The sequence below is a fragment of the Massilia sp. KIM genome (genome assembly GCF_002007115.1).
GTDB lineage: Bacteria > Pseudomonadota > Gammaproteobacteria > Burkholderiales > Burkholderiaceae_D > Telluria.
Genome location: NZ_MVAD01000001.1, coordinates 769,738 through 788,181, shown reverse-complemented (window position 1 = coordinate 788,181; position 18,444 = coordinate 769,738). Strand labels below are relative to the sequence as shown.

General features: G+C 68.0%; 10 protein-coding genes. 6 read left to right on the top strand and 4 right to left on the bottom strand.

All coding sequences use genetic code 11. The annotated features are described in order from the left end of the window. Window position 1 precedes the first annotated feature (1 nt). Window positions 2-3,037 carry a CHASE domain-containing protein gene (locus B0920_RS03550; protein ID WP_078031188.1) on the bottom strand — a complete coding sequence of 1,012 codons (3,036 nt, stop codon included), beginning with the start codon at window positions 3,035-3,037 and terminating at the stop codon, window positions 2-4. A 69-nt stretch (window positions 3,038-3,106) separates the two neighbouring features. Here B0920_RS03550 and B0920_RS03545 point away from each other — a divergent pair, with 69 nt between their 5' ends. Together B0920_RS03545 and B0920_RS03540 are read left to right on the top strand one after the other, a co-directional pair. Further along, the gene (locus B0920_RS03545) at window positions 3,107-5,158 is read left to right on the top strand and encodes a prolyl oligopeptidase family protein (RefSeq protein WP_078031187.1); all 2,052 of its coding nucleotides are present in this window, start codon (window positions 3,107-3,109) and stop codon (window positions 5,156-5,158) included. A 103-nt stretch (window positions 5,159-5,261) separates the two neighbouring features. Beyond that, window positions 5,262-5,540, top strand: a complete 279-nt coding sequence (locus tag B0920_RS03540) for a DNA-binding transcriptional regulator (RefSeq protein ID WP_078033270.1) — start codon at window positions 5,262-5,264, stop codon at window positions 5,538-5,540. On the opposite strand, the gene B0920_RS03535 is transcribed toward B0920_RS03540, so the two are convergent. Beyond that, the gene (locus tag B0920_RS03535) at window positions 5,515-6,279 is read right to left on the bottom strand and encodes a LuxR family transcriptional regulator (protein WP_218669333.1); all 765 of its coding nucleotides are present in this window, start codon (window positions 6,277-6,279) and stop codon (window positions 5,515-5,517) included. The genes B0920_RS03540 and B0920_RS03535 overlap by 26 nt on opposite strands. A 363-nt stretch (window positions 6,280-6,642) precedes the next feature. Here B0920_RS03535 and B0920_RS03530 point away from each other — a divergent pair, with 363 nt between their 5' ends. Then, window positions 6,643-11,541 (top strand): response regulator, encoded by a 4,899-nt coding sequence (locus tag B0920_RS03530; protein ID WP_078031186.1) that lies wholly within the window; start codon window positions 6,643-6,645, stop codon window positions 11,539-11,541. 8 nt (window positions 11,542-11,549) lie between these two features. Continuing rightward, complete coding sequence (locus B0920_RS03525) at window positions 11,550-12,401, top strand: CheR family methyltransferase (RefSeq protein ID WP_229455149.1); 852 nt, start codon at window positions 11,550-11,552, stop codon at window positions 12,399-12,401. Window positions 12,402-12,595: 194 nt separating this feature from the next. Here B0920_RS03525 and glpD read toward each other — a convergent pair whose 3' ends face one another. Then, a complete protein-coding gene (gene glpD, locus B0920_RS03520) occupies window positions 12,596-14,260 on the bottom strand; it encodes a glycerol-3-phosphate dehydrogenase (protein WP_078031185.1) in 1,665 nt (554 codons plus the stop codon). A 118-nt stretch (window positions 14,261-14,378) separates the two neighbouring features. Between glpD and B0920_RS03515 the strand changes: the two genes are divergently transcribed. Next, window positions 14,379-15,011 carry a phosphohydrolase gene (locus B0920_RS03515; RefSeq protein WP_229455145.1) on the top strand — a complete coding sequence of 211 codons (633 nt, stop codon included), beginning with the start codon at window positions 14,379-14,381 and terminating at the stop codon, window positions 15,009-15,011. After that, a complete protein-coding gene (locus B0920_RS03510) occupies window positions 14,995-15,828 on the top strand; it encodes a Sir2 family NAD-dependent protein deacetylase (RefSeq protein ID WP_078031184.1) in 834 nt (277 codons plus the stop codon). The genes B0920_RS03515 and B0920_RS03510 overlap by 17 nt, the downstream gene beginning before the upstream one ends. 264 nt (window positions 15,829-16,092) lie before the next feature. Here B0920_RS03510 and B0920_RS03505 read toward each other — a convergent pair whose 3' ends face one another. Then, window positions 16,093-18,177 (bottom strand): ATP-dependent helicase, encoded by a 2,085-nt coding sequence (locus B0920_RS03505; protein WP_078031183.1) that lies wholly within the window; start codon window positions 18,175-18,177, stop codon window positions 16,093-16,095. Window positions 18,178-18,444 lie beyond the last annotated feature (267 nt).

Here is an 18,444-nt window from a genome sequence, read left to right as displayed (position 1 = left end):
TCTAGCGTCCATCGCTGGCGCGGTTCCCGAGCTGGGCGACCACCTCGCGCTCGACCCGTCCCAGCATCGCGCGCAGGCGCGCCGCCAGCGCGCGCGCCTGGGCCGTCCCGCGCTTGCCGCCGGCGCGCGCCGGCTGGGCTTCGAGGTCTTCGCACACCGCGCCGAAATCGCGCGCACCGACCGCGCGCGCCGAGGACTTGATGCGGTGCGCCAGGCGCGCGGCCTGTTCCAGGTCGTCCTGGGCCAGGGCGGCGTCGATCTCGGGCAGGGCGGCGCGCGCCGACTCCAGGAACAGGAAGGCGTACTTGCGCATCTTGTCGCGGTCGGCGCCCGCCGTCAGCGAGAGCTGGGCCATGTCGAGCAGGCCGGCGGCGGCGCTGGCGGCCACCCCGCCCGGCCCGACGCTGGCGACGTCGGGAACCGGGGCCGAGGTGCGGCCCAGGCAGCGCGCGATGGTGGCGGCCAGCAGCTCCGGCACCACCGGCTTGGTGAGGAATTCGTTCATGCCCGCGTCCAGGCAGCGCGCGCGGTCGTCGACCCCGGCGTTGGCGGTCATCGCCACCACCAGGGTGTCGGCCAGGCGCGGGTCGGCGCGGATGCGGCGGGTGGCTTCCAGGCCGTCCATCACCGGCATCTGGATGTCCATCAGCACGCAGTCGAAGCGCTGCCCGGCCATGGCGGCCAGCGCTTCCTCGCCGTGGTTGGCCACCGCCACCGCGGCCCCGGCCTGCTCCAGCAGCTCGCGCGCCACCTGCTGGTTGAAGGGATTGTCCTCGACCAGCAGCACGGCGCAGCCGTCCAGGCGCGCGACCTGGGGCGCCGGCGCGGCGCCCAGGCCGGCCCCGCCGCTGCCCGCCCCCTCCTCCAGCGCGAGGCGCGCGGTGAACCAGAAGGTGCTGCCCATGCCGGGCGTGCTCTCGGCGCCCACCGCGCCGCCCATCAGCTCGGCCAGCTGGCGGCTGATCGCCAGCCCCAGGCCGGTGCCGCCGTGGCGCCGCGTGGCCGAGCCGTCGGCCTGCTGGAAGGGGGTGAACAGGGTCTTGAGCGCGGCCGGCTCGATGCCGATGCCCTGGTCGGCCACCTCGAAGCGCAGCAGCACCTCGGGGCCGAAGGCGCGCTCCAGGCGCACCCGCAAGGCGATCCGGCCGCGGTAGGAAAACTTGACCGCGTTGCCGGCGAAGTTGAGCAGCACCTGGCCCAGGCGCAGCGGATCGCCGCGCAGGGGACGCATCAGCTCGGGCGCGATGTCGACGTCGAAGCCCAGGCCCTTGGCCGCGGCGGCCGGGCCGAGCTGGGTCTCGACCTTGCGCGCCAGGCTGTCGAGCATGAAGCTGACCTGCTCCAGGCGCAGCATGCCGGCCTCGATCTTGGAAAAATCGAGGATGTCGTTGATGATGCCCAGCAGGTGCTGGCCCGAGTGGTGGATCTTTTCCAGGTAGTCGCGCTGGCGCGCATCCTGGGCGCCCTGCAGCGCCAGGTGGGTCATGCCGATGATGCTGTTCATCGGCGTGCGGATCTCGTGGCTCATGTTCGACAGGAAATCGCTCTTGGCCTTGCTGGCGGCGTCGGCGCGCGCCTTGAGCTGGTGCAGTTCGGTGACGTCGGTCGACACGCACAGCACCGCAGGGTCGTTGCTGCCGACCTGCAGCGGCAGGCGCACGCTCCACAGCTGGCGGGCGCCGCCGTCCGGCTCGCGCCGCTCGACCTGGCCGGCGGCGCGCAGGCCGCCTTCGAGCACCGCGCGGTCGCGCTCCCAGTCGGCCTCGGCCTGGGCGGCCGGCATCAGTTCCAGGTCGCGCCGCCCGACCGCCGCCGCCGCGCTCAGGCCGAGGGCCGCCGCGCCGCGCGCGTTCACGTAGCGGAAGCGCCGCCCACGGTCCTTCAGGTAGACGTCGGCGTCGAGATTGTCGAGCACCGAATCGAGCAGCAGGCGCTGGCGCACCGCTTCGCGCCGCGCGCGGTACTGGGCCAGGAAGAGCGCGTACACCAGCAGCGTGCCGGCGGCGCCCATGGCCAGCGCGGCGGCCGGCAGCCAGCGGTCGAAGCCGACCAGCATGGCCGCGCGCGGGGCCGAGAAATGCGCCTTCCACTGGCTGCCGGCGTAGTCCACCCCGAGCAGCGCGACGAAGTGCGCATCGAGCGGCGCGCGCCGGCGCAAGTCCTCGCCGTACAGCAGGCGGTCGGCGGGGCTAAGTGCCAGCGCCGTGCTGCCGGTCGGCGCGCTGCTGCCGTACAGGCTCACGCGCAGCGGCTGGTCGCGCAGGAAGCCGAGCGCGCCGCGCACCAGTTCCGGCACCGAGAAGGCCATGCCCATCGAGCCCAGGTAGGCGGCGCGGCGCGCCTCGAGCGTCTCGGGCAGCGCGCCGCCGCGGTAGATCGGCAGGCGCATGCCGAGCACGATATGGGGTTCCGGATAGCGGATCAGGACCGGATTGCCGGAGGCGCTCAGCACGCCGGTGTCGCGGGCCCGCATCAGCGAGCGCGCCACCTCGGGCTTGGCCGCGATGTTGGCCCCGAAGCGGCCGCTCGGCAGGTCGGCCGGGTACTGGTAGGTGATCACTTCGTACCAGGGCCGCTGGCCGTTGCCGTGGATGGTGAAATCGGGGTAGCCGGCCGGATCGAGGCTGCGGTCGGCGCGCACCGCCGCGACGAAGGCCTCGCGCTGGTCGTGGCGCACGTAGGCGGAAAAGGTCACCGCTTCGATGGCCGGGTAGTTGCGCTTGAGGTCGAGCGCGTGCACGTAGCGGTCGAAGGCCGGCCGTGAAGGCGGCCGGTCGGCGGGGCCGGCGGCATGCAGGGCCGCCAGCCCCGCCACGGCGCGTCCGTAGGACGCGATCGCCATGTTCAGGCGTTCCTGGGCGCCGCGCGCCAGGTTCTCGAAGCGGCGCCGGGCGTCGTCCTCGATCGAGCGCAACGCCAGCGCATGCATCAGCCCGCCGACCGCCAGCGACAGCGCCACGCCCGCGCCCCACAGCAGGGCCAGGCGCGCCGGACGCGCTTCCGTGGCGGCGGCGCTCGTCTGTATCCATCGCTTCATGCGGTTCCTAGCGGGCGGTCGCAGCCCTCAAAAAACGCTAGTATAGGTGAGTCATATAACAAAGACACAATGAGAGAGGCTGTAATGCAACAGTTCGCAGAAGAAATTATGAACGATCCCTACCGCTGGCTGGAAGAGGTCGACGGCGAGGCGGCGCGCGCCTGGGTGGCAGAGCGCAACGCCCAGGCCGAACGCGAACTCGAAGCCCAGCCAGGCTACGAGGCGCTGCGCGCGCGTCTGAAGGGCATCCTCGATTCGAAAGAGAAGATTCCCTACGTCGGCGTGCACGGCGGACTGTGCTACAACTTCTGGCGCGACGCCGTCCACGTGCGCGGCATCTGGCGCCGCACCACGCTGGAGGAATACCGCCAGAGCGCGCCACGCTGGGAGACCGTGCTCGATCTCGACCAGCTTGCGCAGGCCGAGGGCGAGAACTGGGTCTGGTCCGGCGTGGCCTGGCTCGAGCCGCACGGCGACCGGGTCCTGGTCTCGCTCTCGCGCGGCGGCGGCGACGCCCACGTGATGCGCGAGTTCGACCTGAACGCCTGCGCCTTCGTCGAGGACGGCTTCGTGCTGCCGGAAGCCAAGAGCGACGTGGCCTGGATCGACCGCGACCGCCTGTTCGTGGGCACCGACTTCGGCCCCGGCAGCCTCACCGAATCGGGCTACCCGCGCATCGTCAAGGAGTGGCGCCGCGGCACGCCGCTGGAGGCCGCCCTCACCGTCTACGAAGCGCGGCCTGATGACCTCTCCGCCTCCGGCCACAAGGACAGCACGCCCGGCTTCGAGCGCGAGTTCGTGCAGCGCCAGATCGGCTTCTACGAGAGCGAACTCTTCCTGCGCCGGGGAACGCAACTGGTGCAGGTGCCCAAGCCGCTCGACGCCAACGCCTTCACGGTGCGCGACCAGATCGTGATTGAGCTGCGCTCCGACTGGCAGCCGGCTGGCCTGCTCTACCCCCAGGGCGCCCTGCTGGCCATGGACTTCGAGCGCTTCATGGCGGGCGGGCGCGAGTTCCAGCTGCTGTTCACGCCGACGCCCGAGACCTCGCTCGACGGCCTGGCGGTGACGAAGAGCGCGCTGCTGCTGACCATCCTCGACAAGGTGAAGAACCGCGTGGTCGAGCTGCGCCACCTGGACGGCGCCTGGCAAAGGCGCGAGGTGGCGGTGCCCGGCATGGGCGCGCTGGGCGTGTCCGCCCTCGACCCCGACGCCTCGGACGACTACTTCCTGACCGTCACCGACTTCCTGCACCCGACCACGCTCTACCTGATGCAGGCCGGACGCGACGAGCGCGAGCCGCTCAAGGCCATGCCGGCCTTCTTCGACGCCCATCCCTACAGCGTGGGCCAGCACGCCGCGCGCTCGGCCGACGGCACCATGGTGCCCTACTTCGTGGTCATGAGCCGCGACACCCAGGCCAATGGCGCCAACCCGACCCTGCTGTACGGCTACGGCGGCTTCGAGGTCTCGCTCAAGCCCTTCTACAGCGGCATGACCGGCGCCGCCTGGCTGGACGCCGGCGGCATCTACGTGCTGGCCAACATCCGCGGCGGCGGCGAGTTCGGCCCGCGCTGGCACCAGGCCGCGCTCAAGGGCCAGCGCCAGCGCGCCTTCGACGACTTCCTGGCGGTGGCCGAAGACCTGGTCGCGCGCGGCCTCACCAGCCCCCGCCACCTCGGCATCATGGGCGGCAGCAACGGCGGCCTGCTGGTCGGCGCCGCCCTCACCCAGCGTCCGGAGCTGTTCGGCGCCGTGGTCTGCCAGGTGCCCCTGCTCGACATGCGGCGCTACCACGAACTGCTGGCCGGCGCCTCCTGGATGGGCGAATACGGCGACCCCGACGACCCGGCCGAATGGAGCTACCTGGCGCGCTACTCGCCCTACCACAACGTGTTCCCGGACCGCGTCTATCCGCGCGTGCTGTTCACCACCTCGACCCGCGACGACCGCGTGCACCCGGGACACGCGCGCAAAATGGCGGCGCGCATGCTGGAGCAAGGCCACGACGTGCTCTACTGGGAAAATACGGAAGGCGGCCACGCGGGCGCGGCCGACAACGCGCAGACCGCACGCATGTACGCACTCACCTATACATTCCTGTTGAGGCAGCTCAAATAGAGCACACACTCCAGTCCACACTATCAGCTTTGCTAGGTGGCACGCGGCCCAGACAGTGGAATACTTCTCCTTGATCATTACGTTCAATCAGGAGAAGAAGACCATGGCAAACGATCTGATGTGCGACGCGCTGGCCGCAGAGCTGCAGGCCCAGCAGGTAGTACAGGCCGCCGCCGCAGGTGCGCTGCGCATGGCGCCGCACGAGTTGCGCCGCCTGCGCATCAGCAAGCGAGAGAGCCAGGAAAAATTCTGGAGCCGCTTCGGCGTGACGCAGTCGAGCGGCAGCCGTTTCGAAACCGGGCTGGCGATTCCCGCCCCGGTTGCGATCCTGCTGCGCCTCTACGTCAACGGCAAGCTCAACGATGGGGATCTTCAGGGCTGATCAGGCCCAGGGCGATCGCCTTGACGACCGCCTGCTGGCGGGTGTTGACGCCAAATTTTTGGCGCACATTCGCCAGGTGAAAATTGACTGTCGCTTCAGAGCAGTCGGTGATCCGCGCAATTTCCCAGGATGACTTACCGACTGCCACCCATTGCAAGACTTCCAGTTCGCGCCGCGTCAGGCGCGGACGACTGACCACCGGGCAGGTACGCGCGCCCTCCTCCTTCGCGCCGCCGGTGCGGAACTTGGCCGACGAGGCGAAGGCGTAATCGCGGATCAGGGCCAGGTCCGGCAGGGCCGAGGCCAGCGACTTGCGGAATGCCTCGTCCGGCTCCGCGTCCGACGCGAAACTCAAGACCCCGAACTCCCCCTGCGGCCCGTGCACCGGCAAGGTGACCCCGCTGCGCAGCCCGAACTCGCTGGCTTCCTCGTACAGCTCGCGCTGCTCGGGCCGGCCGGAAAACACGGCCGGCTCCCACACGATCGGCAGGCTGCTGCTCATGCAATGCTCGACCACCGGGTCGACCCGTGCGAAACCCTTGCGGTCATAGCGCTCGCGCCACTCCGAGGAGTAATTGCTGCTCAAGAAGGCCGAGTCGAAATGGCTGTGACGCGAATTCACCACGCCATACAGCACGCGGTTGAAACCCTGGTGGCGCGCAAGCCGGAACAGGATTTCGGACCAGGACGAGACGTCCCGGGTATGCATCATGGCGTCGAGTGAGGCGGTGTCGATCATGGCAAAAGCCCAATTTATATGCAACGACGATATGCTAGTTGAGTTGCCCCCCCTAAAGAATCACGAAAATTAACAATCGCGAATAATTTTTAGCTATGGCTTCCTGCTCGGCAGTTATCGGCCGACAATTAAACCAGGCCGTGCCTCAATCGTGCGCCCTCTCTGACGCGGATGGGTTACGCTCCGCCGGATTGGCCAATAAAAATTTCGTAATTGCAACATCTCTTGTTATAAAATCTTGCAATTACCGTAGATGTTCTTGACTTGGATTTACACAAGAGTATCTTTTTACAATTGATCTGTAACAGTTGGCGGCCCGTCTGAGCTGCCATCCACCTCTTCCACGAAACAAGGATTTAGTCGATGAACCACATGACCGACATGGGCGAACAGTTGGACGTCAAGCTGCTGCTCAACACCCTCATGGCGCTCAAGAAGGGCGACTTCTCGGTGCGCATGCCGTCCGACTGGACCGGCGTGTCCGGCAAGATCGCGGACACGCTGAACGACATCATCGAAACCAAGCAGAAGATGGTCGAGACCGTGACCGAGGTCTCGCGCGTGGTCGGCCGCGAGGGCCACCTGACCCAGCGCGCGGACGTGCCGGGCGTGGTGGGTGGATGGAGCACCATCATCAGCTCGGTCAACACCCTGATCGACGACCTGGTGCGTCCGACCACCGAGATGGCGCGCGTCATCGGCGCGGTGGCGAAGGGCGACCTGTCCCAGACCATGGCGCTGGAAGTGGATGGCCACCCGCTCAAGGGCCAGTACCTGCGCGCGGCGATGACCGCCAACACCATGGTGGAACAGCTCTCCTCCTTCTCCTCCGAAGTGACGCGCGTGGCGCGCGAGGTCGGCACCGAGGGCAAGCTCGGCGGCCAGGCACAGGTGAAGGGCGTTGCCGGCACCTGGAAGGACCTGACCGACTCGGTGAACTCGATGGCGGGTAACCTGACCTCCCAGGTGCGTAACATCGCCGAGGTGACCACCGCGGTGGCGAACGGCGACTTGTCCAAGAAGATCACGGTGGACGTGCGCGGCGAAATCCTGCAGCTGAAGGACACCATCAACGTGATGGTGGACCAGCTGCGCTCCTTCGCATCCGAGGTGACGCGCGTGGCGCGCGAGGTGGGCACCGAGGGCAAGCTGGGCGGCCAGGCCTACGTGCCGGGCGTGGCCGGCACCTGGAAGGACTTGACCGACAACGTGAACTTCATGGCGTCCAACCTCACGGGCCAGGTGCGTAACATCGCGGCGGTGACGACCGCGGTGGCGAACGGCGACCTGTCCAAGAAGATCACGGTGGACGTGAAGGGCGAGATTCTCGAGCTGAAGAACACCATCAACGTGATGGTGGACCAGCTGTCCTCCTTCGCATCGGAAGTGACGCGCGTGGCGCGCGAAGTGGGTACCGAGGGCAAACTCGGCGGCCAGGCGGTGGTGAAAGGCGTGGCCGGCACCTGGAAGGACTTGACCGACTCGGTGAACTCGATGGCGGGTAACCTCACCGGCCAGGTGCGTAACATCGCGGACGTGACCACCGCGGTGGCGAACGGCGACTTGTCCAAGAAGATCACGGTGGACGTGAAGGGCGAGATCCTGGAACTGAAGAACACCATCAACGTGATGGTGGACCAGCTGAACTCCTTCGCCTCCGAGGTGACCCGCGTGGCGCGCGAGGTGGGTACCGAGGGTAAGCTCGGCGGCCAGGCGAACGTGCCGGGCGTGGCCGGCACCTGGAAGGACCTGACCGACGGCGTGAACTCGATGGCGGGCAACCTGACGGCGCAGGTGCGTAACATCGCGGAGGTGACCACCGCGGTGGCGAACGGCGACCTGTCCAAGAAGATCACTGTGGACGTGAAGGGCGAGATTCTCGAACTGAAGAACACCATCAACGTGATGGTGGACCAGCTGTCCTCCTTCGCATCGGAAGTGACGCGCGTGGCGCGCGAGGTGGGTACCGAGGGTAAACTCGGCGGCCAAGCCTACGTGCCGGGCGTGGGCGGCACCTGGAAGGACCTGACCGACAACGTGAACTTCATGGCGTCCAACCTCACGGGCCAGGTGCGTAACATCGCGGCGGTGACCACCGCCGTGGCGCGCGGCGACCTGTCCAAGAAGATCACGGTGGACGTGAAGGGCGAGATTCTCGAACTGAAGGACACCATCAACGTGATGGTGGACCAGCTGTCCTCCTTCGCCTCGGAAGTGACGCGCGTGGCGCGCGAGGTGGGCACCGAGGGTAAACTCGGCGGCCAGGCGAACGTGTCCGGCGTGGCCGGCACCTGGAAGGACCTGACCGAGAACGTCAACCAGCTGGCGGCGAACCTGACCAACCAGATGCGCGCGATCGGTGAAGTGGCGACCGCGGTGACCCGCGGCGACCTCTCGCGTTCGATCCAGGTGGAAGCGCGCGGCGAGGTGTCCTACCTGAAGGACAACATCAACGAGATGATCCGCAACCTGAAGGAGACCACCCAGAAGAACGCGCAGCAGGACTGGCTGAAGACCAACCTGGCGCGCTTCACCCGCCTGCTCCAGGGCCAGCGCGACCTGCAGGCCGTGACCAAGCTGATCCTGTCGGAGCTGGCGCCGCTGGTCTCGGCCCACCACGGCGTGTTCTACATGATGGATTCGCAGGAATCAGACGCCCGCCTGCGCATGATCGCCAGCTACGGCTACCGTTCCAGCCGCAAGCTGCCGACCTCCTTCCTGCCGGGCGAAGGCCTGGTGGGCCAGTGCGCGCTGGAGAAGAGCCGCATCTGGCTGACCGACGTGCCGCGCGACTACATCGTGGTGTCCTCGGGCCTGGGCTCGGCCCCGCCCAACAACATCGTGGTGCTGCCCATCCTGTTCGAGCAGCAGGTCAAGGCGGTCATCGAGATCGCCTCGCTGGACCGCTTCACCGAGACCCACCTGTCCTTCCTCGACCAGCTGATGGAATCGATCGGCGTGGTGCTCAACACCATCGAGGCGAACAGCCGCACCGAGTCGCTGCTGACCCAGTCGCAGTCGCTGGCGCAGGAACTGCAGCAGACCAACCAGGAACTGGCAGAAAAGGCGCGCCTGCTGTCCGAGCAGAACATCGAGGTGGAACGCAAGAACCGCGAGGTGGAGCAGGCCAAGCTGGCGCTGGAAGAAAAGGCGACCCAGCTGGCCCTGTCCTCGAAGTACAAGTCCGAGTTCCTGGCGAATATGTCGCACGAGCTGCGCACGCCGCTGAACTCCCTGCTGATCCTGGCCCAGCAGCTTTCCGACAACCCGGAAGGCAACCTGACGCCCAAGCAGGTGGAATTCGCCAAGACCATCCACGGCTCGGGCTCCGACCTGCTGACCCTGATTAACGACATCCTGGACCTGTCGAAGATCGAGTCCGGCACCGTCACCCTGGACGTGTCGGAATACCGCTTCTCGAACCTGCGCAACTACGTGGACCGCACCTTCCGCCACATGGCGGAGGCAAAGCATCTCGGCTTCTCGGTGGACCTGGCGGACAACCTGCCGACCGCCGTCATGACCGACACCACGCGCCTGCAGCAGGTCCTGAAGAACCTGCTGTCGAACGCCTTCAAGTTCACCAGCCACGGCCAGGTGTCGCTGACCATCAGCCTGGTGACCAGCGGCTGGACCGCCGACCACCCGAACCTGGTCCACGCCGACGCGGTGCTGGCCTTCTCGGTGCGCGACACCGGCGTCGGCATCCCGTCCGACAAGCTGCAGCTGATCTTCGAGGCCTTCCAGCAGGCCGACGGCTCGACCGCGCGCAAGTATGGCGGCACTGGCCTGGGCCTGTCGATCTCGCGCGAACTGGCGCGCCTGCTGGGCGGCGAGATCCGGGTCGAGTCGACCGTCAACGTGGGCTCGACCTTCACCCTCTACCTGCCCTACAACCGCGCCGGCTTCATCAACTACGAGCAGACCCGCCAGCCGCAGCCGGCCCGCCTGGCCCCGCCGCAGCAGCCGGCCCTGGCCGCCCCGTCGGTGCAGGAGCGCGCCGAGGTGGCGACCGTGGAACTGGTCGATTCGACCGGCGGCGTGATCGAATACGCCTCGATGGCGGACGACCGCGGGCTGGTGACGCCGGGCGACCCCTCGGTGCTGATCGTCGAGGACGACGACCGCTTCGCCAAGGTGCTGCTCGACTTCGCCCGCGAAAAGAACTTCAAGGGCATCGTCACCCACCGTGGCGACTCGGCCCTGTCGCTGGCGCGCGACTACCTGCCGTCCGCGATCCTGCTCGACATCGACCTGCCTGACATCGACGGCTTCACGGTGCTCGACCGCCTCAAGCGCGACCCGAACACCCGCCACATCCCGGTGCACGTGATGTCCTCGCTGCGCGAGCGCGAGCGCGCGCTGCGCCAGGGCGCGATCTCCTACATCAACAAGCCGGTGGGACGCGAGCAGCTGCAGGAGGAATTCAAGCGCATCCAGAAATTCCTCATGGGCGGCAAGCGTTCGCTGCTGGTGGTGGAGGACGACATGGCCCAGCGCGAGTCGATCGTGTCCCTGATCGGCGACACCGACATCCACATCGTCACCGTGGAAGACGGCAAGGCCGCGATGGACGCGCTGGAAAGCCAGCACTTCGACTGCATGGTGCTGGACCTGACCCTGCCGGACATCTCGGGCTTCGAGCTGATGGACAAGATCGTCAAGAAGGAGCGCCTGCGCGATCTGCCGATCGTGATCTACACCGCCAAGGAACTGAGCCGCAGCGAAGTCACAAAGCTCAAGCGCTACGCCAAGACCATCGTGATCAAGGACGCCCGCTCGCCGGAGCGCCTGCTGGACGAGACCGCGCTGTTCCTGCACCGTTCCCAGGCCAGCCTGCCGGAAACCCAGCGCCGCATGCTGGAAGAGATTCACGCGGCCGACGGCGGCCTGGCCGGACGCAAGGTGCTGATCGTCGACGACGACCTGCGCAACATCTTCGCCCTCTCCACTTTGCTGGAGCGCCAGCAGATGCAGGTCCTGTTCGCCGAGAACGGCCGCGACGGCATCGAGGTGCTGGAGAAGGACCCGACCATCGAGATCGTCCTGATGGACATCATGATGCCGGAGATGGACGGCTACGACACCATGCGGGCGATCCGCCGCATTCCGCGCTTCCGTTCGCTGCCGATCATCACCCTGACCGCCAAGGCGATGAAGGGTGACCGCGACAAGTGCATCGCCGCCGGCGCCTCGGACTACATCACCAAGCCGGTGGATGTGGCCCAGCTGCTGTCGATGATGCGCGTCTGGCTGCATTGAGGGCCGCGTTGACTGCCTTCGACCCGATCGGTGGCTATGCCACCGTCCTGGCCACCCAGGACCTCGAGATCGAGCTGCTGCTGGAAGCCTTGTTCCAGCGTTTCGGCATCGATTTCCGCGGCTACGAGCGCCAGCTGCTGCGACGCAAGCTGGTCGAGCTGCTGCGCGCCCGTTCCCTGGCCACCGTCTCGGCGCTGCAGGAAAAGGTGCTGCACGAGCCGGGCGCCGCGCTCGAGGTGGTGCGCACCCTGTCGGTGCCGGCCGCGCCGCTGTTCGACCGTCCGGCCTGGGTGCGGCGCCAGCGCATCGCGCTCGCCGACAGCCTGCGCCCCACCGCCCTGCCCAAGGTCTGGCTGGCCGAGCCGGCCGGCGTGGCCGAGGCCTGGACCCTGGCGATCCTGCTGGCCGAGGAAAAGCTCTATGCGCGCACCCAGGTGTTCGCGACCCTGGCCAGCGACGAGCTGCTGGCCGAGCTGCGCGACGCCAGCCTGCCGCTGGACGAGCTGGCCCGCTGCCAGCCGCAGTACGAGGAAAGCGGCGGCATGGGGCGGCTGGCCGATTACTTCGAGGTGGCGGGCGGCCAGGCGCGCCTGCTGCCGCGCCTGCGCGAGCGCATCACCTGGGCGCAGTACAGCCTGGTGACGGACGCTTCCTTCAACGAGTTCCACGCGATCGTCTGCGGCCGGGCGCTGGCCGATTTCGGGCCGGTGCTGCGCCAGCGGGTGCTGCGCCTGTTCCGCGACAGCCTGGCGCTGTTCGGGGTGATGGGGATCGACCGCGAGCTGGGGCCGACCGATGCGTTCGTGGAGGATTACCAGCGCTTGTTCGAGGATGGGGCTTGGTACAAGCGGGTAAGGTGAAAGGGTGAGATGAGAGGGTGAAATGCGAGCGTCAGACGGTTCGCTGACCGACTACGTGATCCACCAATCCTGTTAGCCCCAGCACGTCATTCCGGCGAAGGCCGGAATCCAAGTTTGCCCGCATTGCCACAAACGCTGAACGGTGTGGCAACGCGCCGGACTTGGATTCCGGCCTTCGCCGGAATGACGTTGTTTTATGGAAGTGGTGATTCGAGTGTTGCGGCTCCGGCATTAGCGCCGGCCCCGGTTCCGGTTCTGGTTCCGTCTCCGTCCTTGTCCCCGGTTCCAACTCCCTCACTGACACCGCCCCCCTTCCCCATCCGTCCCGCCTCCGCATCCATCCACGCCTGCACCTTCTCCGCACAGCGCGGCGCCAGGTGCAGCCCCAGCTTGGTCCTGCGCCACAGCACATCAGCCGTGGTACGCGCCCACTCCTCCCGCATCAGGTAGCGCAGCTCGGCCTCGTACAAACCCGTCACCACCTCCTCCCCCAGCCCTTCGAGCGACTGCGCCCCGCCCAGCACCCGCTCCACCCGCGTCCCGTAGGCGCGCGCGTAGCGCAGCGCCAGCGCTCCCGGCAGCCAGGAATGGCGGCGCTGCAGGGCCGCCACCCAGCGGTCGAATTCGAGCACCGCGCGGTTCTCGGGCCGCGGCCCGAACAGGTCCCCGCCCGGCAGCAGCGCCCCGGCGGTCCAGGCCCCGGCCCGCGATCCGAGCGCGGGCGCCAGCCAGTCCACCGCCTGTTCCGCCAGCTTGCGGTAGGTGGTGATCTTCCCGCCCAGCACCGACAGCAGCGGCGGCCCGTCGGCGTCGTGCTCGAGGTAGTAGTCGCGGGTGGCGGCCGCCGCGCTGCCGGCCTCGTCCTGCAGGATGGGCCGCACCCCGGAATAGCTCCACACCACGTCCTCCGGCTCCACCTGGCGCCGGAAATAATGGTTGACCAGCTCGCACAGGTAGCGCTTCTCGTCCTGCCCGATCACCGCCTCGCCCGGGTCGCCCTCGTAGTCGACGTCGGTGGTCCCGACCAGGGTGAAGGCGCTCTCGTAGGGAATCGCGAACACCACCCGCCCGTCCGGATGCTGGAACAGGTAGGCGCAGGAGTGGTCGAACAGGCGCGGCACCACGATGTGGCTGCCCTTGATGAGCCGTAGCGGCCGGTGCGCCGCCACCGCGTTGGCCTGGCGCGCCAGCTTGCCGGCCCAGGGCCCGGCGGCGTTCGCCAGCGCACGGGCGCGCACCAGCAGCCTGCCGCCCTGCCCCGCCAGATGCGCCTCCCAGTGCTCCTTGCGCCGCACCAGGGTGCTGCACAGGGTGCGCGGCAGCACGGTCGCGCCGCGCTCGCGCGCGTCGAGCGCATTGAGCACCACCAGGCGCGCATCGTCGACCCAGCCGTCCGAATACACGAAGGCGCGCCGGAACTCGGGCTTGAGCGGCAGCCCGGCGCGGTGGCCGGTCAGGCCGATGGCTTCGGAACCGGGCAGGAACTCGCGCGGGGCCAGGCGGTCGTAGAGGAAAAGCCCGGCGCGGATCAGCCAGGCCGGCCGGCCGCCGGCGTCGTGCGGCATCACGAAACGCATCGGACGCATGATGTGGGGCGCGCTGCGCAGCAGCACCTCGCGCTCGGCCAGGGCCTTGCGCACCAGGCCGAACTCGCGGTGCTCCAGGTAGCGCAGCCCGCCGTGGATCAGCTTGCTGGACGAGGACGAGGTATGGGCGCCCAGGTCGTCCTTTTCGCACAGCACCACCTTGAGGCCGCGCCCGGCGGCGTCGCGCGCGATCCCGGCGCCGTTGATGCCGCCGCCCACGACCAACAGGTCGCAGTCGATCTCGCGGCTCCTTACATCGGTGTTCGCATCCATCTCCGTCTCCTTCCGTGGCGCAGCCCCCAAGCGGTCCAGTGTAGAGGCCGGCGTGGCGGGGGTATTTGCCTGGATCAATTATGCGGAGAATGGGCGCGCCCGTGTGTAAAATCGCCACATGCACACCCCCACGCACCCCGCCACCCGCGCCTGGGTCCGCATGCCCTCGGGACGCCGCCTGGACCTGCTCGACCCCACCCCCTTCGACTGGGACGACGCCGACCTGGCCCTCGGCCTGGCCCGCACCTACCGCTGGGGAGGCCATTCGGCCTGGCCGCTGCCGCTCTCGGTGGCCCAGCACTCGATCGCGGTGATGCTGCTGCGGCGCGCCGCCGGACCGCTCTCGCCGCTCGAGGAATTGCGCGAACTGCTGCACGACGCCGAGGAAGGCCTGCTCGGCTTCGACGCGATCTCGGTCATCAAGCCCTTCCTGGGCGATGCCTTCCGCGACCTGACGCGGCGCCTGGAACACGCGGTCTTCCTGCGCTACGGCCTGCCGGCCTGGGATGCGCGCTCGCACGCGGCCCACAAGAAGGCCGACCGGCTGGCGGCGGCCACCGAGGCGGTGCACGTGGCCGGCTGGTCGGCCGAGGAGGTGCGCCGCACCCTCAAGATCCGCGCCGCCGTGCTGGGCGAGGACCCGCTGGCCGTCCACTACGGCTGCCGCCCCTGGGAGCCCTGGGCCCCGGCCCTGGCCAGCGAGCGCTTCCTGGCCGAACTGGAGCGCCTCAAGCATGCCATCCACGACTGAGGACGCGATCCGGCGCGCGGCCGGGCTCTTGAACGGGGCCGACGGCCTCCTGGTCGCGGCCGGCGCCGGCATGGGGGTCGATTCCGGCCTGCCCGACTTTCGCGGCGACGGCGGCTTCTGGCGCGCCTACCCGGCCCTCGGCCGGCGCGGCCTGTCCTTCCACAAAATCGCCTGTCCGGATACCTTCGACAGCGATCCTGCCCTGGCCTGGGGCTTCTACGGCCACCGCCTGGCCCTGTACCGGGCCACCCGGCCGCATGCGGGGTTCGCGATCCTGCGCGCACTGGCTGCGCGCATGGCGCACGGCGCCTTCGTGTTCACCAGCAACGTCGACGGGCAATTCCAGCAGGCGGGATTTGCGGACGAGCGGGTGGCCGAGTGCCACGGCTCGATCCATCACCTGCAGTGCAGCCGTCCCTGCGGCGAGGCGATCTGGCCGGCCGGGGACTTCGCGCCCGAGGTCGACGCCGCGGCCTGCCGCCTGCTGTCGGCGCCGCCGCATTGCCCGCGCTGCGGAGCGCTGGCCCGGCCCAACATCCTGATGTTCAACGATGGCGCCTGGATCGCGCACCGGACCGAGGCCCAGCTCGGACGCCTGGCGGCCTGGCGCCGCGCCGTGGCGCGGCCGGCGGTGATCGAACTCGGCGCCGGCACCGACATCCCCTCGGTGCGGCGTTACGCGCAATCCCAGGGCCTGCCCCTCATCCGCATCAATCCGCGCGAGCCCGCGGTCGCGCAGGGCGTCGGCCTGGCCATGGGAGCGCGCGCCGCATTGGAAAAAATCGCTGCGGAAATGAATTTTGACGAAGGACAATAAATAGCCCTAAGTGGCTGATTTCATTCAGCCTTTTGGGCTATCCACAAGAAATGTGGATAAGTGTGTGGAAAAGCGCCACTTGACAAGCCGCGAGGGCAGTAAAGATGCGGGTTTCAACAAAATGCCCGTTCCGCAGGCATTTTTTTTATCCCATAAAATCAATCACTTGCACATGCACCACTTCCATGCGGTCTGCCCCCATGAGGCGTTCTCCTACAAAATCGGGACATAGGGGATAAGTCGCCATTTTGCTGTCATCTGCTGTCATTTCCACGCGTTCCGGGCCCGGTCCCTCACCATCATGCGTACTGCATCGGGCACCGGCCGGCGCACTTCGCGCTGCTCGGCATTGACCCAGGCGCATTCCTCGAAATGCTTGAGCATGGCCGGGGTGATGAAGCGGGTGCGCGTGGCATAAACGTGCCTGTCGCCCATCTGGGCCTGCTGCTTGATGAAGAAGCGATTCGGCACCACCAGGTGCAGGTTTTCCTTGGCGCGCGTCATGGCCACGTAGAGCAGGCGGCGCTCTTCCTCGATGTCGTCCTGGCTGCCTGTGCTCATGTCCGAGGGAATGCAGCCGTCCACCACGTTGAGCACGTGCACCGAGCTCCACTCCTGCCCCTTGGCCGAATGGATGGTCGACAGGATCAGGTAGTCCTCGTCCAGCAGCGGCGGGCCGGCGCGGTCGCTGGTGGCCTCCGGCGGGTCGAGCGTGATCTCGGCCAGGAAGGCTTCGCGGCTGCCGTGGCCGCCCGCCAGCACCGCCAGCTGCTCGACGTCGGCGGCGCGCACGGCGGCGTCGTCGTGCAGGCGCTCCAGGTGCGGCAGGTACCAGGCCTTGACCAGCTCGATGTCGGCGGGCCAGCGCAGCCCCGGCGTGCGCAGGCGCCGGTACAGGGCGACGAAGCCGTCCCAGTCGGCGCGGCTGCGCGCGGGCGGCGCGAAGGCTTCCAGCGCCGCCAGCGGATCGGCGCTCTCGGCCATGGCGTCCAGCAGGCGCGAGGCGGTGGCCTGGCCGATCCCGGGAATCAGCTGGACCGCGCGAAAGCCCGCCAGGCGTCCGCTCGGGTTCTGGGCGAAACGCAGCACCGCCAGCACGTCCTTGATGTGCGAGGCTTCCAGGAACTTGAGGCCGCCGAACTTTACGAAGGGGATGTTACGCCGCATCAGTTCCAGCTCCAGCGCGGCGCTGTGGCTGGCGGCGCGGAACAGCACCGCCTGCTTGGTCAGGGCCACGCCGGCCTCGCGCTGCTCCAGCACCCGGGCGCAGACCCAGCGCGCCTGCTCGGCCTCGTCCGGGATCAGGACCAGCTGGGGCTTGATGCTCGAGGCGCGCTCGGTCCACAGGGTCTTGGCGTGGCGCTCCAGCGCGGCCGCGATCAGGGCGTTCGAGGCGTCCAGGATGGGCTGGGTCGAGCGGTAGTTGCGCTCCAGGGTGATCAGGTGCGCGGGCCGGCTGAACTGCTGGGGAAAGTCGAGGATGTTGCGCACCGTCGCGCCGCGGAAGGCGTAGATCGACTGGGCGTCGTCGCCGACCACCACCACGCCCGCGCCGTCCGGCTTCATGCCGGTCAGGATGCTGGCCTGCAGGCGGTTGGTGTCCTGGTATTCGTCGACCAGCACGTGGTCGAACAGCGCGCCCAGCTCCGGCCCCAGCACCGGGTCGGCCGCCATCTCGGACCAGAACAGCAGCAGGTCGTCGTAGTCCAGCACGTTCTGCTCCTGCTTGGCGTCGACGTAGGCCCCGAACAGGGTCTTGAGCCGGTCTTCCCATTCGCTGCACCAGGGGAAGGTCGATTGCAGCACCTGCTCCAGCGGCTCGCGGCTGTTGACCACGCGCGAGTAGATCGCCAGGCAAGTGCCCTTGAGCGGGAAGCGCTTCTCGGTCTGCGACAGGCCGATCTCGTGGCGCACCATGCCCATCAGGTCTTCGGAATCGCCGCGGTCGTGGATGGTGAAGGACTCGTCCAGGCCGATCCGTCCCGCGAACTCGCGCAGCAGGCGCGCGCCGATGGCGTGGAAGGTGCCGGCCCAGGGCAGGTCGATCGGGCTTTCCTGGCCGCCGCGCCGGAGAAGCCGGTGCAGCACGCCGCTGGCGCGGCGCGACATCTCGCCGGCCGCGCGGCGCGAGAAGGTCAGGAGCAGGATGCGCTGGGGATCGGCGCCGGCCTGGATCAGGCGCGCCACCCGGTGCGCCAGGGTATTGGTCTTGCCCGAACCGGCCCCGGCAACGATCAGGAGCGGACGCGGCTTGTCGACGCCGATGTCGTGCTCGACCGCCGCGCGCTGCTCGGCATTGAGGCTGGCGAAGGGATCGGTGGCGGGAGGCGGCGCGAGGACGTCGGACATAATGGCGGAGCTGGAAAATGCCCATACTGTACATTTATCCAGTTATAAACCGCAAGTAAAAATTACCGCCCGATATCTCCTGGATCCCGCCCTTCCTGACGATTCACCTCTACTGGCCGCGCTAAGTCGCGGAAACATAAGCCGTTTTCCGGATATCCACAAAGTCTGTGGAAAACACTGTGGAAAAGCGGGGGCTTGACACGCCGAATGCGGCCCGGGATGCGGGTTTCAACAATTTGCCTATTGGGAAGGCAGTGTCGATAGCCC